Origin of the sequence: Mesorhizobium sp. M0119, from assembly GCF_040322615.1 — a bacterium.
GTDB lineage: Bacteria > Pseudomonadota > Alphaproteobacteria > Rhizobiales > Rhizobiaceae > Mesorhizobium.
The window spans coordinates 1-21,175 of sequence record NZ_JAMYTU010000022.1 but is presented as its reverse complement, the minus strand read 5'-3'; the positions used below and the strand labels follow the sequence as shown (position 1 = coordinate 21,175).

General features: G+C 64.0%; 22 protein-coding genes and 1 riboswitch. Of the genes, 11 read left to right on the top strand and 11 right to left on the bottom strand.

Annotation, left to right across the window (positions count from 1 at the left end):
• The first annotated feature begins 125 nt into the window (after nt 1-125).
• Entirely contained in the window at nt 126-1,034 is a 909-nt protein-coding gene (locus tag NKJ40_RS20205; protein ID WP_352467551.1) for a LysR family transcriptional regulator, read from the top strand.
• Between the two features lie 107 nt (nt 1,035-1,141).
• On the top strand, nt 1,142-1,942 hold the full coding sequence (locus NKJ40_RS20200) for a lysophospholipid acyltransferase family protein (RefSeq protein ID WP_352467550.1): 801 nt from the start codon (nt 1,142-1,144) through the stop codon (nt 1,940-1,942).
• 27 nt (nt 1,943-1,969) lie between these two features.
• On the opposite strand, the gene NKJ40_RS20195 is transcribed toward NKJ40_RS20200, so the two are convergent.
• Together NKJ40_RS20195 and NKJ40_RS20190 are read right to left on the bottom strand one after the other, a co-directional pair.
• Nucleotides 1,970-2,593 carry a LysE family transporter gene (locus tag NKJ40_RS20195; RefSeq protein ID WP_352467549.1) on the bottom strand — a complete coding sequence of 208 codons (624 nt, stop codon included), beginning with the start codon at nt 2,591-2,593 and terminating at the stop codon, nt 1,970-1,972.
• Nucleotides 2,594-2,671: 78 nt separating this feature from the next.
• Nucleotides 2,672-3,619, bottom strand: coding sequence for an aldo/keto reductase (locus NKJ40_RS20190; RefSeq protein WP_352467548.1), 948 nt, complete (start codon nt 3,617-3,619; stop codon nt 2,672-2,674).
• 325 nt (nt 3,620-3,944) lie between these two features.
• On the opposite strand from NKJ40_RS20190, the gene NKJ40_RS20185 reads away from it, so the two are divergent.
• Nucleotides 3,945-4,925, top strand: coding sequence for a quinone oxidoreductase family protein (locus NKJ40_RS20185; protein ID WP_352467547.1), 981 nt, complete (start codon nt 3,945-3,947; stop codon nt 4,923-4,925).
• Nucleotides 4,926-4,945: 20 nt separating this feature from the next.
• Here NKJ40_RS20185 and NKJ40_RS20180 read toward each other — a convergent pair whose 3' ends face one another.
• Complete coding sequence (locus NKJ40_RS20180; RefSeq protein WP_352467546.1) at nt 4,946-5,479, bottom strand: gamma-glutamylcyclotransferase; 534 nt, start codon at nt 5,477-5,479, stop codon at nt 4,946-4,948.
• A gap of 114 nt (nt 5,480-5,593) precedes the next feature.
• Between NKJ40_RS20180 and NKJ40_RS20175 the strand changes: the two genes are divergently transcribed.
• On the top strand, nt 5,594-6,595 hold the full coding sequence (locus NKJ40_RS20175; RefSeq protein ID WP_352467545.1) for a DUF2125 domain-containing protein: 1,002 nt from the start codon (nt 5,594-5,596) through the stop codon (nt 6,593-6,595).
• Between the two features lie 31 nt (nt 6,596-6,626).
• On the opposite strand, the gene NKJ40_RS20170 is transcribed toward NKJ40_RS20175, so the two are convergent.
• The gene (locus tag NKJ40_RS20170; protein WP_352467544.1) at nt 6,627-7,562 is read right to left on the bottom strand and encodes a prephenate/arogenate dehydrogenase family protein; all 936 of its coding nucleotides are present in this window, start codon (nt 7,560-7,562) and stop codon (nt 6,627-6,629) included.
• Between the two features lie 6 nt (nt 7,563-7,568).
• On the bottom strand, nt 7,569-8,678 hold the full coding sequence (hisC, locus tag NKJ40_RS20165; RefSeq protein ID WP_352467543.1) for a histidinol-phosphate transaminase: 1,110 nt from the start codon (nt 8,676-8,678) through the stop codon (nt 7,569-7,571).
• 138 nt (nt 8,679-8,816) lie between these two features.
• A riboswitch (SAM riboswitch) is annotated at nt 8,817-8,894 on the top strand.
• A 93-nt stretch (nt 8,895-8,987) separates the two neighbouring features.
• Between hisC and metX the strand changes: the two genes are divergently transcribed.
• From metX to NKJ40_RS20140, 5 genes are all read left to right on the top strand, one after another.
• The gene (gene metX, locus NKJ40_RS20160; RefSeq protein WP_352467542.1) at nt 8,988-10,157 is read left to right on the top strand and encodes a homoserine O-acetyltransferase MetX; all 1,170 of its coding nucleotides are present in this window, start codon (nt 8,988-8,990) and stop codon (nt 10,155-10,157) included.
• 115 nt (nt 10,158-10,272) lie between these two features.
• A complete protein-coding gene (metW, locus tag NKJ40_RS20155) occupies nt 10,273-10,887 on the top strand; it encodes a methionine biosynthesis protein MetW (RefSeq protein WP_352467616.1) in 615 nt (204 codons plus the stop codon).
• Between the two features lie 223 nt (nt 10,888-11,110).
• Nucleotides 11,111-11,362 (top strand): hypothetical protein, encoded by a 252-nt coding sequence (locus tag NKJ40_RS20150; protein ID WP_352467541.1) that lies wholly within the window; start codon nt 11,111-11,113, stop codon nt 11,360-11,362.
• Between the two features lie 251 nt (nt 11,363-11,613).
• Nucleotides 11,614-12,360 carry an SDR family NAD(P)-dependent oxidoreductase gene (locus tag NKJ40_RS20145; RefSeq protein ID WP_352467540.1) on the top strand — a complete coding sequence of 249 codons (747 nt, stop codon included), beginning with the start codon at nt 11,614-11,616 and terminating at the stop codon, nt 12,358-12,360.
• Nucleotides 12,361-12,394: 34 nt separating this feature from the next.
• Nucleotides 12,395-13,420, top strand: a complete 1,026-nt coding sequence (locus tag NKJ40_RS20140) for an RNA polymerase subunit sigma-70 (RefSeq protein ID WP_352467539.1) — start codon at nt 12,395-12,397, stop codon at nt 13,418-13,420.
• A gap of 18 nt (nt 13,421-13,438) precedes the next feature.
• Here NKJ40_RS20140 and NKJ40_RS20135 read toward each other — a convergent pair whose 3' ends face one another.
• The 3 genes from NKJ40_RS20135 to NKJ40_RS20125 form a co-directional block, all read right to left on the bottom strand.
• Nucleotides 13,439-14,245 (bottom strand): DUF1194 domain-containing protein, encoded by an 807-nt coding sequence (locus NKJ40_RS20135; protein ID WP_352467538.1) that lies wholly within the window; start codon nt 14,243-14,245, stop codon nt 13,439-13,441.
• A 76-nt stretch (nt 14,246-14,321) separates the two neighbouring features.
• Nucleotides 14,322-16,154 (bottom strand): ABC transporter ATP-binding protein/permease, encoded by a 1,833-nt coding sequence (locus NKJ40_RS20130; protein WP_352467537.1) that lies wholly within the window; start codon nt 16,152-16,154, stop codon nt 14,322-14,324.
• Between the two features lie 130 nt (nt 16,155-16,284).
• Complete coding sequence (locus NKJ40_RS20125; protein WP_352467536.1) at nt 16,285-17,055, bottom strand: class I SAM-dependent methyltransferase; 771 nt, start codon at nt 17,053-17,055, stop codon at nt 16,285-16,287.
• 98 nt (nt 17,056-17,153) lie between these two features.
• Between NKJ40_RS20125 and gloB the strand changes: the two genes are divergently transcribed.
• Together gloB and NKJ40_RS20115 are read left to right on the top strand one after the other, a co-directional pair.
• Complete coding sequence (gloB, locus tag NKJ40_RS20120; RefSeq protein WP_352467535.1) at nt 17,154-17,921, top strand: hydroxyacylglutathione hydrolase; 768 nt, start codon at nt 17,154-17,156, stop codon at nt 17,919-17,921.
• Nucleotides 17,922-17,942: 21 nt separating this feature from the next.
• A complete protein-coding gene (locus NKJ40_RS20115; RefSeq protein WP_352467534.1) occupies nt 17,943-18,371 on the top strand; it encodes a cupin domain-containing protein in 429 nt (142 codons plus the stop codon).
• Between the two features lie 4 nt (nt 18,372-18,375).
• On the opposite strand, the gene NKJ40_RS20110 is transcribed toward NKJ40_RS20115, so the two are convergent.
• From NKJ40_RS20110 to NKJ40_RS20100, 3 genes are read right to left on the bottom strand one after another with little or no spacing between them, the layout of a single operon-like run.
• Nucleotides 18,376-19,047, bottom strand: a complete 672-nt coding sequence (locus NKJ40_RS20110) for a lysoplasmalogenase family protein (protein WP_352467533.1) — start codon at nt 19,045-19,047, stop codon at nt 18,376-18,378.
• Nucleotides 19,044-19,949 (bottom strand): aromatic amino acid exporter YddG, encoded by a 906-nt coding sequence (gene yddG, locus NKJ40_RS20105; protein ID WP_352467532.1) that lies wholly within the window; start codon nt 19,947-19,949, stop codon nt 19,044-19,046. The genes NKJ40_RS20110 and yddG overlap by 4 nt, the downstream gene beginning before the upstream one ends.
• Before the next feature lie 40 nt (nt 19,950-19,989).
• Entirely contained in the window at nt 19,990-20,778 is a 789-nt protein-coding gene (locus tag NKJ40_RS20100; protein WP_352467531.1) for a DUF3108 domain-containing protein, read from the bottom strand.
• Nucleotides 20,779-21,175 lie beyond the last annotated feature (397 nt).

Sequence of the window (21,175 nt, the reverse complement as noted above, 5' to 3'; positions counted from 1 at the left end):
TCCTTACGCGCCTAGTTGCGCTGCATTGTTCACTCACGAAATAGGGCCTTCCATCTTCGAGATGCAGATGCCATACCTGCAACCTATCCTTCCATTTTTCGGAAGGGCAAATTTTCGCGAGAGCTATGGATCGCCTCCAGTCCATGTCGCTTTTCGTTGCCGCAGCGGAGACAGGCAGCCTCTCGGCTGCCGGGCGCCGCTTCGGCATTCCGTTGACGACGGTCAGCCGCAAGGTTTCGGACCTGGAAAAGCACCTGAAGACACGGCTGTTGAACCGCTCGGCGCGGCAGCTGTCGCTGACCGATGCGGGCCACGCCTATCTCGCCGCCTGTCGTCGCATTCTCGATGAGGTCGGCGAGGCCGAGCGAATCGCCGCCGGCGAGTACAGCGCCCCGACCGGCGAGCTGATCGTCACTGCGCCGATCGTCTTTGGCCGCCTGCATGTGCTGCCCATCGTCACCGGCTTCCTCGCCGTCTATCCCGAGGTAAGTGTGCGGCTGACACTCGCCGACCGGATAACTCAGTTGGTCGAAGAGCACATCGATCTCGCCATCCGCATCGGCGAGCTTGCCGATTCGAGCCTGATCGCCACCCGCCTGGGTTCAATCCGCCGCGTCATTTGCGCGAGCCCGGCCTATCTCACCGAGCACGGCACACCGAAAACGCCGCAAGAGCTTGCAGCACACAGTGCAATCACCTTCGAAGGGCTCACCGCCGCCAGTTGGAGCTTCGCCACCGGCAAGGCCGAATTCACCGTGCCGGTCCGCTCCAGGTTACGGGTCAACACGGCTGAGGCAGCAATCGATGCGGCGATTGCCGGCGTCGGCGTGACGAGGCTGCTTTCTTACCAGATCGCCGCCGCAGTCCGGTCGGGTACGCTGCGCCCGGTGCTGCAGGAGTTCGAGCCCGACCCATGGCCGGTGAGCCTCGTCCATGCCGGCCAGGGGCTGCTGCCGGTAAAGCTGCGCGCATTCCTCGACTTCGCCGCCCCGCGCCTGAGACAGCGCCTGCTGCAGGCGGCGTGGCAAACGTGACGAAGACGGCCCATCGCAAGACCGGGCCGATCGCCCGCCTCGCAGCGTTTCCTTTTTGCCGGCGCTTGGTGTAACCAACGCACATCTCCTCACCGGGCACTTGCTGTATGCTCTATCTCCGCTCGCTGGCGTTCAATCTCGCCTTCTACCTCAATTTGATCGTCCAGATGATCCTCTGGACCCCGTATTATTTCCTGTCGCCGCGCCATCGCGCCTGGTTCGTGCCGAAATTCTGGTCGCGCACCAGCATGTGGCTCTACGACAAGATCGCCGGCACCAGAAGTGAGATCACCGGCCAGGAAAACCTGCCCGAAGGCTCCTTCATCCTGGCGCCGAAGCACCAGTCCTTCTGGGACACGATCGCTTTCCTGCCGTATCTCGACGATCCCGTTTACATATTGAAGCGGGAGCTGACCTGGATCCCGTTCTTCGGGTGGTACATCTTGAAGATGCGGATGATTCCGGTCGATCGCGGCAGCCGCTCGAAGGCATTGAAGATGGTGATCGCCGCGACCAAACAGGAATTGGCGCGCAATCCGCGCCAGCTCATCATCTATCCCGAGGGCACGCGCCGGGCGCCGGGCGACGAACCGGTCTACAAATACGGCATCGTCGAACTCTATGCGCAACTCGGCATTCCAGTCGTGCCGGTCGCTCACGTCGCCGGCCTCTATTGGCCGCGCCGCAAATTCCTGCGCTATCCCGGCACGATCAAGGCGCGCTTCCTGCCGCCGATCCCGCCGGGCCTCGGCAAGGAAGAATTCATGCAGCGGCTGATCGGCGAGACGGAAGCCGCCTGCGACCAGCTCCTCGTCGAGGCGTCGCAGACGCCGAACCCGCCGCCGATGCCGCCGACGGCGGTGAAACGGCTTGGTGAGCTGGACGGGAAACCCGAATTGAAAGGCTGAGGCAACGGCCGCGGATGCCGGAAGGGCTCACGGCAGGGCAGCCAGGGCGGCTGTTGCAATCAGCGTCACCGCAAACACCAGATTGATGATCCGCGACGCAAGCGGTTTGTGCAGCAAACGTGCAAAAGCCGCGCCGGCGAGAAGCCACAAGAGATGAATGGCAACGATCATCAAGACGAGAACCGCCAGCTTGGCTGAAATAGCAAGACCGGCGGCGGCGCCGGAAGACGCGCCGGCGAACACGGCGGCAATCGCCACATAGGCTTTCGGGTTGGCAACGCCCAGAAGGAACCCGCCAAGGAAAGTGGGAAGCGCCGCCCCACCGACGCGTGCCGCCAGTGGCGGCGCCGTCGCTATCTTGAACGCCAGGTAGAGGATGTAGGCTGCCGAGACGACCGCCAGCAGCGCTGCGAGCTTCGGCAACGCGGCGAGAACGGCCATGATGCCGGTCGCCACCACCAAAAGCACGAGGACCGTGCCGACGACGATCCCCGAGGCATAGCGGAGCGAATCGCGCAGGCCGAACGCGGCGCCGACCGCGGTGACGCTTATCGTCGCCGGCCCCGGGCTGCCCATGACGATGGCCGATGCCAGCACAAGCGCCAGCAATTGCTGCCATAGCTGCTGATCGAGAAGAACTTGTCCGGCCATGCGGCGTCCCTGCATCCTGCGATGATGCAGGGACGGTAGGGCAAGGCAGCGGCGCCGGTCTTGAACGATCGTGCGCGGCTATGCGCTGGCCTTGTCGAGCTCGGCGATATCGTCCGGGCTGAGCTGCAACGACGCGGCACGCACCAGGCTGTCGAGCTGGTCGAGCGTCGTCGCGCTGGCGATCGGAGCGGTGACGCCGGGCCGCGCCATTACCCAGGCAAGTGCCATTTCCGCTGGCTTGGCCGAATGTCTGGCTGAAACGGCATCGAGCGCTGAGAGAATGAGCATGCCGCGGGTGTTGAGATAGCCCTTCACGCCGCCACCGCGCGGGCTTTTGCCGAGGTCGGCCTCGCTGCGGTACTTGCCGCTCAGAAACCCCTTGGCGAGGCTGAAATAGGTGATGACGCCGATGCCCTCGGCCACGCACAGATCGCGCAGCGGACCATCGAAGGACGAGCGGTCGTAGAGATTGTATTCCGGCTGCAGCACCTCGTAACGCGGCAGGCCGCGCAGGCTTGCCACGTCGAGTGCGGCGCGCAACTGGGCGGCGTCGAGGTTGGAAGCGCCGGTATAGCGGATTTTGCCCTTGTCGAGCAGTTTCTGGTAAGCGCCGAGCGTTTCCTCATAAGGGGTCGCCGGGTCGGGCCAGTGCGACAGATAGAGATCGACGCTGTCGACCTGCAGCCTCTTCAGCGAAGCATCGATGGCCTTTTCGATATAGGCGGCGGACAGGTCCCTCTTGCCCTGTCCCATATCCGAACCGACCTTGGTGATGACGACAACCTTGTCGCGGTCACCACGGCTCTTCATCCATTTGCCGATGATGGTTTCGGATTCGCCGCCCTGGTGGCCGGCAATCCAGCGCGAATAGGAATCGGCCGTATCGATGGCGTTGAAACCGGCGTCGACAAAGCGGTCGAGCAAGTCGAACGAGGTTTTCTCATCGGCGGTCCAGCCGAACACATTGCCGCCCAGAACCAATGGCGCGATGGATAGGTCGGTGCGACCGAGACGACGCTTCTGCAAGGCTGATCTTCATGATGATTTATGCTGGGGCGGGTGGGAGCCGCCGACCGGGCTAACCTATGTCGCGCCGCGGCGACGTCAAACGCATAGCCTCCTTTCCAGCCCGCCGGCGCTTCACAAAACCGCGACCGCCGCGCCGCGTCCGGGATATCCAAACCAGCAGCCTCTGAAGAAACGATCTGGCAAGTTTAGCACATAGATTGTCAAATCTGCCAATTCTGACTTTTGCCGGCCGACCATAGGTTCCGCGGCGCCGACGCAAGTCTCGGCACGGTCTGGCCGGGCCCAGACTGTTTGCCCCCGATCGTTTGTTATGGAGACCGGCATGAAAGCAATTGTATTTGACGCCATCGGCTCGCCGCGCGACGTGCTCTATGTGGATGACCTGCCGATGCCGCGGATCGGCGACGACGATGTGCTGCTCAGGATGGTCTCGGCCTCGATCAATCCGGGCGACTTCCTGTTTATCCAGAACCTCTATCCCGAACCGAAGAAGCCGCATTTTCCCCAGCAGATCGCCGGAAACCATGGTGCCGGCATCGTCGAAGCCGTTGGCGCAAACGTCCGGTTGGAACCGGGCACGCTTGTCGCGTTCAGCTACTATGGCAGCTGGGCCGAGTACGCGGCCATTCCCGCCGACTGGCTGATCCCGTTGCCTGCCGGCTATCCTGTCGAACGCGCCGGGCAGATGGTGAACCCCATTACCGCGTGGGATCTGCTGGTGGATTCCGGTGTGCGGCCCGGCCAGTGGCTGGCTGTCACGGCCGGCTATTCGTCGATTTCGACAATGGTGATGCAGTTCGCCCAACGACGCGGCATCAACGTCATCGCGCTTGTGCGGCGCTCGCACCAAAGCTTCGACCTGAAAACGCTTGGCGCCGCTGCCATTCTTGACCTTTCGGACTTGAAGGCAAGTATCCGGGAAGCGGTGATGGATATCACCGGCGGCGCCGGATTGAACGGGATTATCGACAATGTCGGCGGACCTGTCAGCGGCGAATTGATCCGCACCCTGGCGCTCGGCGGGCAGATGGTGATCAATGGCGGCATGAGTGCCGAGCGCTTCGAACTGCACAATTTCGATGTGTTGCTGAGCGGCGTCGAGATCAGGGCGAATATCTATCGCTATTTCTTTTCGCCGCCTGCCGAAGCCGACCGGCCTGTCCTACGCGAGATCATCGACATCTTCGGCCAGCCGGGCTTCCACGTTCCTGTCGGCGGTCTCCACGCGCTGACCGAGTTCAAGCTTGCCGTGGCAAACAGCCTGGATCGCGCCGATCTTGGAAAACAGATTTTCAGGATATAGCCCAGGCCACGACACCGAAGCTACGTCGCGATCCGTCTCGTCACGTCTTCCAGCCAGTGATCGCTTATACCCAGTGCTTCGAGGTGCTCCAGCGTGCTGAGCACGTAATCCTCATTCCTCCCCGACTGGCCGACGGCGCCGCGAACGACGGTCGCCGCCTCGGCCGGGTCGAGCGCACCGGCATATTGCTCATGACTGCGGTCCACGACATAGGCGACGGCTTCGACCATCTCGCCCCCATCCGTTTCACTCTTGTCGAGGCGAACGCTGAGCACACGTTCGAGATAGACGTCGGTGACCAGTTCGCGCTCGCGCAGATAGGTGATGACCTCGTTGCGCAGCTCGCCTGGAACCCGGAACGCCAGCCCGATGCAGGAGCCGCCGCGGTCGAGGCCGAGCACCAGGCCCGGCCGTTCGCGCGTGCCGCGATGCACGAAGGAATAGACGCAGAGCGAACGGCGGTAGCCATGCAGGCGGGCACGCCGCGTCTCGACATGCGCGAATCCCGGCCGCCAGATCAGTGAGCCGTAGCCAAAAACCCAAAAATCGCCCATATCGCCAAGCCTGATTGTGACGAACCACCCCACCGGTGGTGTTTCAGTCCGTCGACCTGTTGTTGCCGCAAGCGACAGCCCGCCCGTGCCACCCGCGTTAACGAAAGCCGCAGCATGACGTCAAGTGACGAGCGCCCGCCGCCCAGCCAACGTCGCCGCCTGTTGTGGCTTGCCGCTTTCATTCTCGTGCTGTTCGGCATCTACAGCGCCGGCTGGTTCTACCTGGCGGACCTGGTCGAGAGCGCGACCGACAAGGCGGTCGCCGATCTCGACGACAACGGTATCAAGGCCGAGTGCGCCAATCTCGCGGTTAGGGGCTATCCCTTCAGCTTCACCTTTTCCTGCGACAGTCTGGCTTACGAGGACGACCGCCACAACGTCGCGGCATCGACAGGCAAGATCAACGCCGCCACGCAGATCACCCGGCTTTTGTCGCCTGCCGCCGAGCTCAGGGGGCCACTCAGGACCTCTGTTCCCGGCATGACCCCGCTCTGGATCGACTGGGATAATCTGCGGGCCGAAATGAAGCTGTCCTGGCCGCTGCCGAGGCGCCTCTCGCTGCAGGCAGAAGGCCTGTCCGGCCAGACCGATCCGGCAGACGACACCGATCCCGTCTCGCTGTTCAGCGCCGGAACCGCCACCGGACAATTGCGCCCAAACGGCCCGGACATCGACTATGCCGGCAATTTCACCGATCTCGAAATCGACGCAGCGGCCATCGACGGGCGCGTCTTGCCGCCGCTCGACGGCAGCGGCGACGTGACGCTGAAGAACGGCGTGACGCTGATCAAGGCAAATCCGAAGAGCCTGCGTGGCCAGGCGGCCGAAATCCACGAGCTCGATCTGTCGTCCGGAACTGCGCGCATCACCGTTTCCGGACCGCTGTCGGTCGATGACGACGGTCTCCTAAATGCCGACCTGACGATCAGGCTCAATGATCCAAAGGCCGTGGCGGCGATCCTTGCCACCGCCATCCCCGAGCAGAAGAAAGAGATCCAAACCGGCTTTGCCGGACTGGCGCTGCTCGGCAACCAGCCGTCGATGCCGCTGAAGATCGTCAGGGGCAAGGCCTCGCTCGGCTTCATCCCGCTCGGCAAGATCAAGCCGGTCGATTAGGCGGTACGGCCTGCGATCGGCTTGCCGCGGCTTATCCCTTCGGCGGGTGTTCGACTGCCTGGCGGCCGAAATCCGGTACGTCGATGTCTTGGCCGGCCTCGATAATCGAGCGGCGGACGGCGCGGGTGCGGGTGAACAGGTCGAACAGCTTTTCGCCGTCGCCCCAGCGGATCGCCCGCTGCAGCGAGGACAGATCCTCGGAAAACCGCGCCAGCATTTCGAGAATGGCGTCCTTGTTGTGCAGGCAGACGTCGCGCCACATGGTCGGGTCGGACGCCGCGAGACGGGTGAAGTCGCGAAAGCCGGAAGCCGAGTATTTGATGACCTCGGACTTGGTCACCGACTCCAGATCGTCGGCGGTACCGACGATGTTGTAGGCGATGATGTGCGGCAGGTGCGAAACGATGGCCAGCGTCATGTCGTGATGCTGCGGGTCCATCGTGTCGATGTTGGAGCCGCTGCGGCGCCAGAATTCCGAGAGCTTTTCCAGTGCCGCGGGATCGGTGCCGGGTAGCGGCGTGAAGATGCACCAGCGGTTCTCGAACAGTTCGGCAAAACCGGCATCCGGTCCCGATTTTTCGGTGCCGGCCAAAGGATGGCCGGGGATGAAGTGCACGCCATCAGGGACATGCGGCTGCATCTGCGCGATGACCGACGCCTTGGTCGAGCCGACATCGGTGAGGATGGCGCCCTTCTTCAGCGCCGGTGCGATCTCCGCGGCGACGGTACCCGAAGAGCCGACCGGCACCGAAACGACGACCAGATCGGCGTCGCGAACCGCTTCTTTTGCGTCCGTCGTGTAGATGTCGCCGAGGCCGAGTTGCCTCGCGCGTGCCAACGTCGCTTCGCTGCGCGTCGAAATCGCGACTTGGCCGGCGAGCCCCTCGCGGCGGATGACGCGGGCCAGCGACGAGCCGATCAGGCCGATGCCGACCAGCGCGATCTTTTCGAACATAGGTGAGGTCATGGTATTCTAGCTTTTCAGGAATGTCGCGAGTGCTGCGACAACGCCGCGATTGGCCTCTTCGGTGCCGATGCTCATGCGCAGCGCGTTGGGAAAACCGTAGCCGGAAACGCGCCGCAATATGTAGCCGCGCCGGCTGAGGTAGTCGTCGGCCGCCGCCGCCGAATGCTTTTTGTCCTCGGGAAAGTGGATGAGGATGAAATTGCCGACGCTCGGCGTCACCCGCAGCCCAAGCCCGCTTAATTGCTCGCTCAGCCAAGCCAGCCAGGTCGCGTTATGCGCGACGCTGCGTTCGATGTGGGCGCGGTCGCGGATCGCCGCGATGCCGGCTTCGATCGCCGTCGCATTGACGTTGAAGGGTCCCCGCACGCGGTTGATCGCGTCGATGACGTGCATTGGCGCATACATCCAGCCGATCCGCGCCCCGCCCAGGCCCAATTTGGAGAAAGTGCGGGTCATGACCGCGTTTTCCGCGCTGCCCACCAACTCGACGCCGGCTTCATAGTCGTTGCGCCGGACATATTCGGCGTAAGCTGCATCCAGCACCAGAAGCACGTTTCGCGGCAGGCCGGCATGCAGGCGGCGCACCTCCTGGAACGGCACGTAGGTGCCGGTTGGATTGTTTGGATTGGCAAGGAAGATGACCCTGGTGCGCGGCGTCACCGCGGCGAGGATCGCATCGATATCGGCGCGTTCATCGGTCTCCTTGACCGTTACCGGGACGGCACCGGCCGACTGTATGTAGATCTTGTAGACCATGAAGCCGTGTTCGGTGATGATGGCTTCGTCGCCGGGCGCGAGGTAGGTCTGCGCCAGCAGGCCCAGAATCTCGTCGGAGCCGTTGGAGCAGACGATGTTCGCCGGGTTGAGCCCGTGCACCTCGGCGATCGCTTCCCTCAGGCGCCTGGCGCTGCCGTCGGGATAGACCGCGAGCTTGTCGGCGACCGCGCGCGCGGCCTCTATCGCCTTTGGCGAAGGACCGAGCGGGTTCTCGTTCGCCGACAATTTATGGACCTTGGCGACACCTTCAGGCGCCGCGCTCTTGCCGGGCACATAGGCTTCGATGTCCATGATGCCGGCGCGGGGCCTTGGACGTGTCTGATCCGGTGTCTGGCTCATTCCATGAAATCCGTCGAGAGTGCCTCCATCCGGAGGCCGCAGCGGAAATACAAGCCGTGGCCCGGAATGTCGAGGGGCGGCAATTCGGGATCAAGAACTTGCCGTTGACGAAGCCATGCGTCAGTCCTAGAAGAGCAGCGAAAGTTCCGTGGTGATTTGGCCGGTCGGCTTGCAGCCACGTTAAACAACTTGCTAAAGGGCCGTTTGCATCTTGTAACCGGCTTTGCGAAGGCATGGCCGGTTTTTTGTTGCCCTGACTGGCTGTTGCCCAGACTGGTGGACAACTGAAGGCCGGGCAAGGAGATGTGAATGGTCGCTTTGCGCGCGCGAAAAACCAACAACGAGGCCGACCAGCCGTCGAGCCCGGTGTTGCGTTTCGGCGCCGACAAGCCGCTCAAGCTCGACGCCGGTACGCTGCTGTCGCCGTTCCAGATCGCCTACCAGACCTATGGCACGCTCAACGATGCGCGCTCCAACGCCATCCTCGTCTGCCATGCGCTGACCGGCGACCAGCACGTCGCCAACACCAATCCCGTGACCGGCAAGCCGGGCTGGTGGGAAGTGCTGATCGGCCCCGGCAAGATCATCGATACCGACCGTTTCTTCGTAATCTCGTCAAACGTCATCGGCGGCTGTCTCGGCTCCACCGGCCCCGCCTCGACAAATCCCGCCACCGCCAAGCCTTATGGGCTCGACCTGCCGATCATCACCATCCGCGACATGGTGCGGGCGCAACTGATGCTGGTCGAGCATTTCGGCATCGAACAGCTGTTCAGCGTGCTTGGCGGCTCGATGGGCGGCATGCAGGTGCTGCAATGGGCCTCCAGCTATCCCGAGCGCGTCTTCTCGGCGCTGCCGATCGCCACCGGCGCCCGCCATTCTTCGCAGAACATCGCTTTCCACGAGGTCGGCAGGCAGGCGGTGATGGCCGACCCCGACTGGCATGGCGGCAAGTATTTCGAGCATGGCAAGCGGCCGGAAAAAGGGCTGGCGGTGGCGCGCATGGCCGCCCACATCACCTATCTGTCGGAAGCAGCGCTGCACCGCAAGTTCGGCCGCAACCTGCAGGACCGCGAAGCCCTGACCTTCGGTTTCGATGCCGACTTCCAGATCGAGAGCTATCTGCGCCATCAGGGCATGACCTTCGTCGACCGCTTCGATGCCAACTCCTATCTCTACATGACCCGGGCGATGGACTATTTCGATCTCGCCGCCGACCATGGCGGCCGGCTGGCCGATGCCTTCGCCGGCACCAAGACGCGCTTCTGCCTGGTTTCGTTCACCAGCGACTGGCTGTTCCCGACCGAGGAGAGCCGCTCGGTCGTGCATGCGCTGAACGCGGCCGGCGCCTCGGTCTCGTTCGTCGAGATCGAGACCGACCGCGGCCACGACGCCTTCCTGCTCGACGAGCCGGAACTGTTCGCCGCCATCAGAGGCTTCATCGCCTCGGCCGCGCGGGCGAGAGGGCTCGGCGCATGACCCCGAAAAGTTGCAGGCTGTTCGGATCAGGACCATGCGCCAGGCATCAGCGCATGACCCCGACAAGTGGCAGACTTTTCGGATCAGGATCATGCGCCAGGCAGGAGCCGAACGCATGAGCGTCAACCGCGCCCAGCGCGTCGACCTCGAAGTCGTCGCCGATCTCATCCCGCCGCAGTCGCGGGTGCTGGACGTCGGTTCCGGCGACGGCCTGCTGCTCGAATTGCTGCAGGAGACCAAGAAGGTCGATGGCCGCGGGCTGGAGCTGTCGCAGCGCGGCGTCAACGAATGCGTGTCGCGCGGCCTGTCGGTCATCCAGGGCGATGCCGACAAGGATCTCCAATTCTATCCCGATAAGGGCTTCGACTTTGTCGTCTTGTCGCAGACCTTGCAGGCGACCCGCAATCCGAAGCTGGTGCTCGACGAACTGCTCAGGATCGGCAACCGCGCCATCGTCTCATTCCCGAATTTCGGCCACTGGCGGGTGCGCTTTTCGCTGCTCTTCAACGGCCGCATGCCGGTGACCAGGGACCTGCCCTATTCCTGGTACGACACCCCCAACATCCATTTCTGCACCATTCGCGACTTCGTCAATCTGTGCGACGAGCTTGGCGCGACGGTGGAAAAGGCAACCGCGCTCGACGCCAACGGCCAGCGGATCGGCTTCTCCATGCCGTGGTGGTTCTGGAATTTTTTCGGCCAGCAGGCGGTATTTCTGCTGAAACGATAGGTTTGACAGGCAGAAGCAACGATCCCCCATCTGCGCAAGAAACCATATTTTCAATTTCCCATCCAAAGAAGTTGCCCGGCAGTTTTTGTTGCTTTAACAGGGTCTATCGGTTGGTTTGGGGGAAGCAATGAAGACAATAATATTAGCGACAGCTTTGATATCGGTCGCTTTGATCTCCGGATGCACGACATCGAAGACCGATTTCCAGAATGGACAAGTCGCGTTGAGCGGCAGCCCGGCGCTGAAACGACAAGCGATCCAGCGGTGCATGACCAAGTTCAAGATGCGGTTCGGCAAGGTTGAAAGGGCAAACCTCGCTGCGCTCATGAACGTCCCGGATGCCGGATTGGAACACACGTTCTGCACGCGATTGATGAACGGCTTCGCGAACGGCAGGATCAACTACTCGGATTACCTCGCTGCATTGTCGCACGGCGACATGTCCAACGCGATCAAGGTGCTGCAGGGGCGGTGAAGCCGATGATGCGGACGCGATCCAAATTCGGTGCCGCCGGCCAAACGGCGACACCATAGAAATAGAAGCTGCCCTTAGCCGCTCCTCCTCTATTCAAGCAAGACGACGCGCAGCCTTCGCGGCTTTGCGGGAGGCCTGCCTGTCACCTGAGAGACTTTTCCGACCAGCACCGATGATTTCTCCTCGCCTGCGCTGTCCTTATCGATGAGCGCGCCTGGATGGTCCGGCGGCCGGGAACAGAGAGGTGATCCATGGGATCGTTGCGAAATCAGAATGTCGTGGTTGTCGGAGGCAGCCGTGGGGTCGGCCGCTCGATCGCGGAGGCCGCCCTCAAGGAGAGAGCGACGGTGCTGGCCGTCGCCCGCGGAAAACAGGCCCTGGCGCAATTTGCCTGGGAGGTCTCGGGCGTGAAGACGCTCGCGGTCGATGCGACGGTGGACTCCGCCCCCGATAAGGTCTTCGCCGCGCTGGAGCCGGACGTGCTGGTGATCTGTGCAGGTGCGCTGGCGCCTTCCGCGCCCGTGCATGAACAGAACTGGAAGGCGTTCTCCGCAAATTGGGACACGGACGTCAAGGCGTCGTTCCTGTTTTGCCGTGCCGCTCTGCGGCGTCCGCTCAAGCCGGGAACCCGGATCGTTCTGATCTCCAGCGGCGCGGCCTTGACCGGCGGACCACCGAACGCCGGCGGCTATGCCGGCGCAAAACGCATGCAGATGTTCCTGGCCGGTCATAGCCAGAAGGAGGCCGATCGGCTTGGCCTCGGCCTGCGTTTCATGGCGCTCGCGCCGATGCGAATCATGCCGGAAACCGGCGTGGGCAAGGCCGGCGTCGACAGCATCGCGGCCTATATGGGCATCCAGCCGGCGGACTTCATCGCCGCCATGACCGACATGCAAACGCCGGCCGATGTCGGACGGGCGGTGGTCGCGCTTGCCACCAGCCAGCCGCAAGGCAGTTCCTTCATGGTGAGCGGTAGCGGCCTTGCACCGGCCGCCTGAGGCGCGCGTAATGCGAACCTAACCCGGAAGTCCCATGACAGACGCTCAACCACCTCTGGAGCCAGCACGCCAGCCGATCCTCGATCGGCTGGCTTTCGAGAAGGTCACGGCCGCCCATCGCCGCGAGCTCAAACTGCATTGCTATCGCATGATGGGTTCGCTGCACGAGGCCGACGACCTCGTCCAGGACACGTTGCTTCGCGCCTGGCGCGCCAGGTCGGAATTCGACGGGCGGGGTTCGGTTCGCGGTTGGCTCTACATGATCGCGACCAACGCTTGCCTCAATGCCATCAAGGCGAGGTCGAGGGCGCGTCGCATTCTCCGGGAACCGGGACGGCCGCCCTCGCACGGGGCGGCCATAGGCGGGCCCGTAGCTGATATCGCCTGGCTGGAGCCCTACCCCGACGCCGAGCTTCCAGACATTGCCGGCAGCGAGGCAGGTCCGGAAGCCCGTTACGAGAGCCGCGAGGCCGTCCAGCTCGCCTTCGTCGCCGCCATCCAGGATCTGCCGCCCAGGCAGCGCGCCGCGCTGCTGCTTGCCGACGTCCTGGGATGGTCGGCTGTCGAGACGGCGCGTTTGCTGGGTGGATCGACGGCTTCGATCAACAGCGCGTTGCAGCGCGCCCGCGCAACGCTGGCGGCGCGCTATCCTCAGGGACGGCCGGCCAGCCGATCACGGCCCAGCCCCGAAGAAGGCCTGCTGCTCGAACGCTACATGCAGGCCTGGCAGGCCGCCAATCTCGACAGCTTGATCGAGCTTCTGCGTGAGGACGCCATCTATACAATGCCGCCCTGGCGCGAATGGTACGAAGGCCGCGAAGCGATCCGCGGTTTCTTCGAGACCGTCTGGCCGAAGTTTGGCGGCTTCCGCACGCTGGCCACCCGCGCCAATGCCCAGCCGGCGGTCGGGGTTTATTCCCGCAGCCACGATGGCCCTGAATGGCGGGCCCATTCCCTGCATGTGTTCGACGCGGCCGAGGGCGGGATCGCTTCCTTGACGATCTTCATAGGGCCGCTCGGGCCATCTCTGTTCCCGGCCTTCGGCCTGCCACCAGCCTAGCCTACCCCTGGGCCAGCCTCATCGGTCAAGTTCCGGGAAATACGGGTCCGAGAAAAACCGCCGGTCGCGCTCGCCTTGCAGGCAGTCGATCGGTGCGTCGATGCGGATCGTCCTCGGATCCACCTTGGGATACTCGATGCCGCTGACCTCGAGGATCAGTTTGCGGCGAGTGGCGGTGGCGAATTCGGAAGCCGCGTAGATCGGCAGCACGAACGAGCCCGGCCCGCCGGTAACGCATTCGGCATAATACCGGTCGAGATGGCTGAAGGTAGGTGACGGGCTGATCAGGATCGGCAGGCCGTTGATGACGATGCCCTTCGCCAGCGCCGCATCGCGTGCCGTTGTGACCGGCAGGCCGGTGTTGTTTGGGCCGTCCCCCGAGACGTCGATGACGCGGCGTTTGCCGGTGAAGGCCGTGCCGTCGAAAAGCTCGGCGCCGAAGGCCACTGCACCGGAAATCGAGGTGCCGCGAAAGCTCCTGAACGGGCGGGCCGCGATCTTGTCGGCGAAAGCGTTGGCGCTCTCCTTGCTGTCGACGACCTGCCAGGCAATGACCGCATCGTCGCGGATCGTGCCGGCCCATTCGAAATAGGCGATGGCGATGCGGCCGGAGGTGCCGGCACGCACGGCGTTGATGAAGTCGGGGTGGCGCAGCGCCGCGACATAGCCGGCGCGCTGCAGGGCAAACTCCCTTTCATCCATCGACTGCGAGATGTCGACGGCCAGCACCAGTTCGACATCGACGGCAATTGCATTGGCGGGCGCGGCCGCAGGTGCCGCCGGGGTGCAGGCAAGGCAGGCGAGCAGGGCGAGAGCGTCAAGCATGGCCGATCGGAACGTTCCCATCTGAAACGATCGCGACAGTTTTTCGCCGCGATCGCGGCGAAATAAAGCTTGCCTTCTATTTCTTTCGGCCGGCCGAGGCGATAGCCGGGGGCGGTTCGATGGCACCTGCCCTGATACGGGCCGGCTTGAGTGGCGGTTGGCCGGCATCCTTGACGATGGTCAACGCCCGCCGGAAAAAGCGGGCATTGTGCTGGCCGCGGCCGATATTGAGGATCGCGGCGTCGGGAAGGCGCTTCTCCAGCATCGACAGCACTTGCCTCAGCGTCGGGCCGTCGAACGCGTCCAGCGCCTCGTCGATGATCACCCATTTCGGCCGTCGCAAGGCGAGCCTGGCAAAGGCCAGCAGACGCTGCTCGTCGTCGCTGAGTTCACGCTCCCAGCGCGCCGAGCGATCGAGCGAGGACGACAGGCGCTGCAGCCCGACATCGGCCAGCACCTCCGAAATCTCGGCATCGCTCGCCTCCGCCGCGCCGTCTGAATGGTTGAGCACCTCGCGCAGCTTGCCGAGCGGGAAATAGGGGGTACGCGGAACAAAGATCGGCGCTTCTCCGGCCGGCATGCCGATGCGGCCGCTGCCCCATGGCCACAAACCGGCAATGGCGCGGAAGAACAGCGTCTTGCCGGCGCCCGGATCTCCGGTGATCATGACGCGGTCGCCGGCGCGGATTTCAACATGCGGCTCGGCAAGCTTGGTGCATCCTTCCGGCGAGGCAATCTCAAGTTTCTCGAAGGTGAGACTGCCGTCCGGGTTTTCGCCGAAGGCGATGCGCCTTTCCGTATCGTGCAGCGCGTCGGTGTCGCCGAGCGCGATGCGGAAGTCGGCGACCCGCATCAGCGTGGCGCGCCAATCGGCGATGCCGCCGATATTGTTGATGAACCAACGCAGCGAGGAATGGACCTGGTTGAAAGCGCCGACTGCCATCATCAAGCCGCCAAAGCTGATATCGCCGGCGAAATAGACCGGTGAGGCGACCAGGATCGGCGCGACGACAGTGATCCAGCCATAGGTGTCGGTAACCCAGGAAAGATTGATCTGGGCGCTGTAGATGCGCCGCATGGCGCCCAGCACCATGCCGAGATCGAATTCGAGCCGGCGCCTGGCATCGGCCTCGCCATGCGCCAGCGCGATGGCATCGACATTCTCGTTGACGCGAACCACCGAGGAGCGCAGCTCCGCTTCACGCGTATAGCGATCGTTGTTGAAGCGGATCAGCGGTCGCCCGACCAGCCAGCTCAACCAGGAGGCGGTGCCAGCATAAAGGATCGCCGCCCAGACCATGTAGCCGGGTATGGCCAGCGAATGGCCGCCTATGTGGAAGACGAAGCCGGAAGACAGCGACCACAGGACGCCAACGAACGAGGCAAGCAGGATGCAGGACTGCAGCAGGCCGATGCCGAGGCCAGTGGAAAGATCCGACAGATGCGCGACATCCTGCTGCAGGCGCTGGTCGGGATTGACGCCGATGGCGCCAGCATGGGCCAGCCGGAAGGCGCGCGCCGGCCGCATCCACTCGCCGATCAGGTCGAGCGTCAGCGCCTCGCGCAGCTTGAGGCGGAGCATCTGGTCGAGCCAGGTCTGGCCCACGTTAAACAGAAGCAGCCCGCCGGCTATTGCCGCAAAGACCAGAAGCTGATGCAGGAAGGCCGGCATGTCGCGCCGCGCCAGCGCGTCGAAGAACGGCTGGTTCCAGCGATTGAGCAGAACCTGCCCGACCGAGGTTGCGACAATGACGGCGACGATGCCGATTGCGGCCCAAAACAATTGCTTTCGCACCGGCGAGGTGGTGAGCGCCAATTTGATCGCTGCCAGCTGCTCACGCAGGCTGCTGGCTTCGATCGAGGTGGCAAGCTTCTGGGCGCTGGCCTCGACATCCGGATGATCAGCCATGAGTGGATCCTTGCATTCGAAAGGGGCGCTGAAACCCGGTCATAGAATCGACCGCGTATGCCTTCAATCGGGCAGCCAACCCGTCCGCGACAGATAGGTGAGAAAAAGCCTGCCTCGGATCACGAACGCGTCATCTTGGCGGCGCCGGGCGTTTAGCCCGCAACGCCCGGCCGAGCGTCGGCGCGCCATGCGGCGAGAGAACCGGCACGAAGACGCGGCGGGACGCGCGCTGGGCAACCGGCACGCCCTGATAGAGCCGCTTCTGCGCCTCGACGACGATGACGCCGGAGAAGATCGGCCAGAAGCGCCGGCCGGCACGTTCCAGCACATTGTGGAACTGCATCATGAAACGTCGCGGCGACGGCGGGAAGAACAGCGCATCGGACCACGCCGCCGGCGTGAAATTCGCTTCGCGCAGCAATTCGGTCAGCTGGCCGCGCGAGAACGGCCGGCCATTGCCGAAAGGGGTGTGCTCGAAGCGCGCCCAGACGCCGCGCCGGTTGGGCACGACGATGACGACACGGCCGGCCGGCGACAGCACCCGCCAAATCTCGTTCAGCGTCTCGCGCGGGTTCTCGACATGTTCGAGCGAATGGACGAGCAGCATGCGGTCGATGCAGGAATCGACCAGCGGCAGCTCCTCGTCGAAGACCAGCGCGGTCGCCGTCGGCCCCGTCGCCGGCCAGACCACCGCGCCCTGCGTTGCCGGCATGAAGGCAAAGACCCGCTCGGCATCGCTGCCGAAGCGCTCCAGCCACGGCAAGGTGTAGCCGAGGCCGACCAGCCGCTCGTTGGGCACGATGGCCCATATCGAGGACAGCGCCATGGTGATCGAGCGTTCGGCCAGGCGGCCGAGCGTGGTCGAATAGAAGGAACGGAGGTCGACAATGTCTGAATGCATGCGCGGAACGGTAGCTTCGAAGCAGTCCAAGTTCAACAAAGGCAGATGACATCGGCTGGCAGGCGCCCTATGTCTGCGGCAATAAAGGGAGAGATATGATGCCGGTCGAGATCGAACAATTCATGTGCCGCAGCGACAATTTCGGCGTGCTGGTGCATGATCCGAAAAGCGGCCAGACGGCGCTCATTGACGCACCCGAGGAGGCGCCGATCCTGGCGGCGATCAAGCGCACCGGCTGGACGCCGACGATGATCCTGACCACCCACCACCATCTCGACCACGTCGAGGCCAATCTGGCGCTGAAGGAGCGTTTCAAGCTGCGCATCGTCGGGCCGGAAGCCGAGAAGGCAAAGATTCCCGGCATCGACGAAACCGTCGAGCAAGGCTCGGTCCTCCGCCTCGGCGACGAGCGGATCGAGGTCATCGCCACACCCGGCCATACCGCCGGCCATGTCACCTATCACCTGCCGGCGTCGAAAGTGGCATTCGCCGCCGACACGCTGTTTGCGCTCGGCTGTGGGCGGCTGCTCGAATGCAAGCCGCCGGTGATGTACGAATCCCTGAAAAAGCTCGCGGCGCTGCCAGCCGACACGGTCGTCTACTGTGGTCATGAATATACGCTGGCCAATGCCCGTTTCGCGCTCACCATCGATCCGACCAATTCGGCGCTGAAAGAGCGCGCCGCGAAAATCGACGCGCTGCGCGCCGACGGCAAGCCGACGCTGCCGACGACGATCGGCGAGGAACTGTCGACCAATCCGTTCCTGCGCTGGCACGATCCGGCGATCCGCAGGCACCTCGGCCTGGAGAAGGCCTCCGACGCCGAAGTGTTCGCCGAGATTCGCAAGCGCAAGGACAATTTCTGAGCGGCGCCAGGAGCTAGGGTCATGACCAGTTCCGCCGAAATCATCGCCCTGCTCGGCCTGAAGCCGCATCCGGAAGGCGGCTGGTATGCCGAGACCTTTCGCGACGGGGCGGAAGGCGCCCGCGGCCATTCGACGGCGATCTATTTCCTTCTGGAGAAGGACCAATTGTCGGCCTGGCACCGGGTCAGGGACGCGGCCGAGGTCTGGCACTTCTATGACGGCGCGCCGCTGGCGCTGTCGATACATCGAGAAGGCGGTCCCGTCATCGAGGAGGCCCTCGGTACGGCGCTTGCCGCGGGCGAGCGGCCGCAGATCGTCGTGCCGGCAGGCTGGTGGCAGTCGGCACGCAGCCTCGGCGAATGGACCCTGGTCGGCTGCACCGTGGCGCCGGGCTTCGATTTCGCCGCCTTCGAACTGGCCGAACCAGGCTGGCTGCCGGGCACGCCCTAGGCACCTAGCCCAGCAGGAAACCCAGTGTGATCGCGAGCTGGCCGGCGTAATACAGCGCCCAGACCGCATGGCGCACCCAAATGCGATGCGGCGAGATGGCGGGCAGCAGGAACTTTTCCGCGGCGAGCAGCCCGTCGGACAGGATGAGCAGGACGACGCCGACGACGACCCAGACGCTGTTCAGGGTGAGCGCCGCAATGCTCATGGCAAGCAGTGCCGCGGCATGCACACCGATCGGCAAACGCAAGGCGGGGCCGACGCGGCGCCGGAGCGCGAAAAGCATGGCCAGCACCGACACGACCATCGCCAGCACGATCGCTGCCCGCCATGGCTCGGCCGAAAGCAGTCCGAGGCCGCCGCCGGCACGCAGGAACAGCACGACGTAAAGCACATGCGCGGCAAGAAAACTGGCCGTGCCGCCAAGAAATGCCTTCTCGCCGTCGCGCGACAGGAAGGCGTCGCCGACGGCGCTGACGCCGAGCGCAGCGACGAGCAGCCATGGGCCGCCCTGCTGCACGACCAGCACCGCCAGCATCGCCGCCGCCAATGTCCTTGCCGCCGACTGCGAAAGACGCGGCCGCATGCCGAGGCTGAACGCGTAAATCACCGCCGCCGCCAGCGAAAATACCAGCGTCGCATTGGCATTGGCATCGATGCCGCCGGGAAACGGCATCATGCGTTTGCCTCGCTCGTGGCCCTCTTGCGCAGGAACAGCGATTTCGCCGCCAGTGCCGCGCCGCCGGTGATCAGCACGCAGGCGGCGAGGATGCGCCATGACGGCTCGGCGAAGCCGGCGGCGATCAGCACCAGGGTGGACAGCAGCGGCGCGGCATAGCTCGCCGCCCCCAGCACCTGGATGTTGCCGCGCTTGACGCCGATGTCCCAGGCATAGAACGCCGCCCCCACCGGCATCAGACCGAGGCCGAGCACGGCCAGCCACTGGCCGGCGCCGTCGGGCAGCACCGTCTGTTCAAGCAACAGATGGCAGACGAGCGAAAGGGCCGCGGTGGCGGCGCAGAACCAGGTGACGGTGCTGGTCGGTACCGACGGGAAGCGCCGCGACAACAGCGAATAGGACGACCACAGCACCGCACAGACGCCGGCCATGGCGTAGCCGAAGGCATAACGCGCATCGAAGGCAAGCCCGCCGCCCTTGGTGACGATCAGGACCGTGCCGGCAAGGCCGAGCAGCGCGCCGACGATATGGTTCCAGGCCAGCCGCTCGCCAGGCATCAGCGCCGATCCCAGCACGATCAGCAGCGGCCACAGATAGGCGATCAGACTGGCCTCGACGGCCGGCGCATTGCGCAGCGCGGTGAAGTAGAAAAAGTGGTAGCCGAACAGGCCAGCAATGCCGATCGCCCAGACTTTGCGTGGTATTTTGACCTGGCGCGGTATCTTCGCGGCGCCGTCGGCTGCCGGCATCAACAGCCGGGCAAACAGCCCGACGCAGGTGCCGATCGTAAAGGTGATTGCCGAAAGCAGGAACGGCGGCACGGCGCCCGAAGCATCCGTAAGCAGCGCCAGCAGCGCCCACATGGCAACCGCGGAGAAGCCGATCAGTGTTGCGCGCGCCATATCCGTCGCCCCCATGCCCGTTGGCGGCGCACCATCACGCCTATTCGTTCGCTTCGAACCGCTCCGCGCTGATCGTCAACGGGCCGATTTGCGTGCTGACCGTGGCGCGGATCGGCGCATATACGCCGCTTTGGCCGACCGGTGCAAACGTCACCATGATGCGGCTGCGTTTCCTGAGGTAGTTCAGCGCCTTGCGGTTCTTGCGGTAGCCGGCCACCGGCTCGAAACCCAGCCTGCAGGTGACCGTATCGCCCTTGTAGCCGTTCACCGAGATCGACCCTTTCGAATCGTAGGTCAGTTTCAGATCGGCACGCATTTCGCCGTCATAGAGCTTCACCGTGCGCCCGCAGACCTGGTCGAGGCTGTCGGCATGGATGACGGTGGCGGCCATCGGATCGAGGACCGATACGAGATGGCTGCCGGCCAGCGGTATCCAATTCTCGGGATTGCGCTTCTTCGGCTCAGGCACGACCTTGGTCGAGGTGACGACGCCGTTGGCAAACTGGATGTCGATCATCGATGCCTTCTTGCCGGACGTGTAGTCGGCGTGGAACGCTTGCGGCTGCAACTGCTTGCCCGAAATCTTGCCCTTCGACGAGATCGTGCCTCGCGTATCGTCGAACAGAGTGGCGAGCCCGGCGGCGGAAACGCTGCCCTCGATTGAATAGGTGTCGCCCTCGTAATGGCTGGAGAATTTCGCTTTGGCCACGGAAAGGCCGAGGAACGACACCGAATACTCGCCCGTGAAGGATTGCGGCTCGGCCGAAGCCGCCGTCGGCAGTGCGACGGCCAACAGCGCGATCAGGGCATGGAGGAAAGAACGAGGCATGGCGGGTCCTTGATTGTCGACCGGACGGGGCGGCTCCGGTGTGGCATGTCCCTGTGCGACCGCTTATAGGCTGAATTCCGGCCTTAATGTGAAGGGCGGCGTCGGCAGGAAACGCTGGGGCTGGTCGACCGCCAAAATAAAAACCCGCCTCGGCGGGCGGGTCGTTGGAGCCAATTGGCACCATACCGGAATTAGTAGCATAGCTGCCGGCACAAAGCAAGAACAAAATGTGGCGCCCTCGACGAATTTGCCGATCTGCCTCGGCCCGGCAGAGGGAAAGGGTTGCGGCTTCACTCCAGCTTGGGTTCCTCGCCCCCACGAAAGTGGGGGAGAGGTGGCTCGGCGAAGCCGAGACGGAGAGGGGGAACCGCGCTCTACGAAAAGGCCCCCTCTCCGG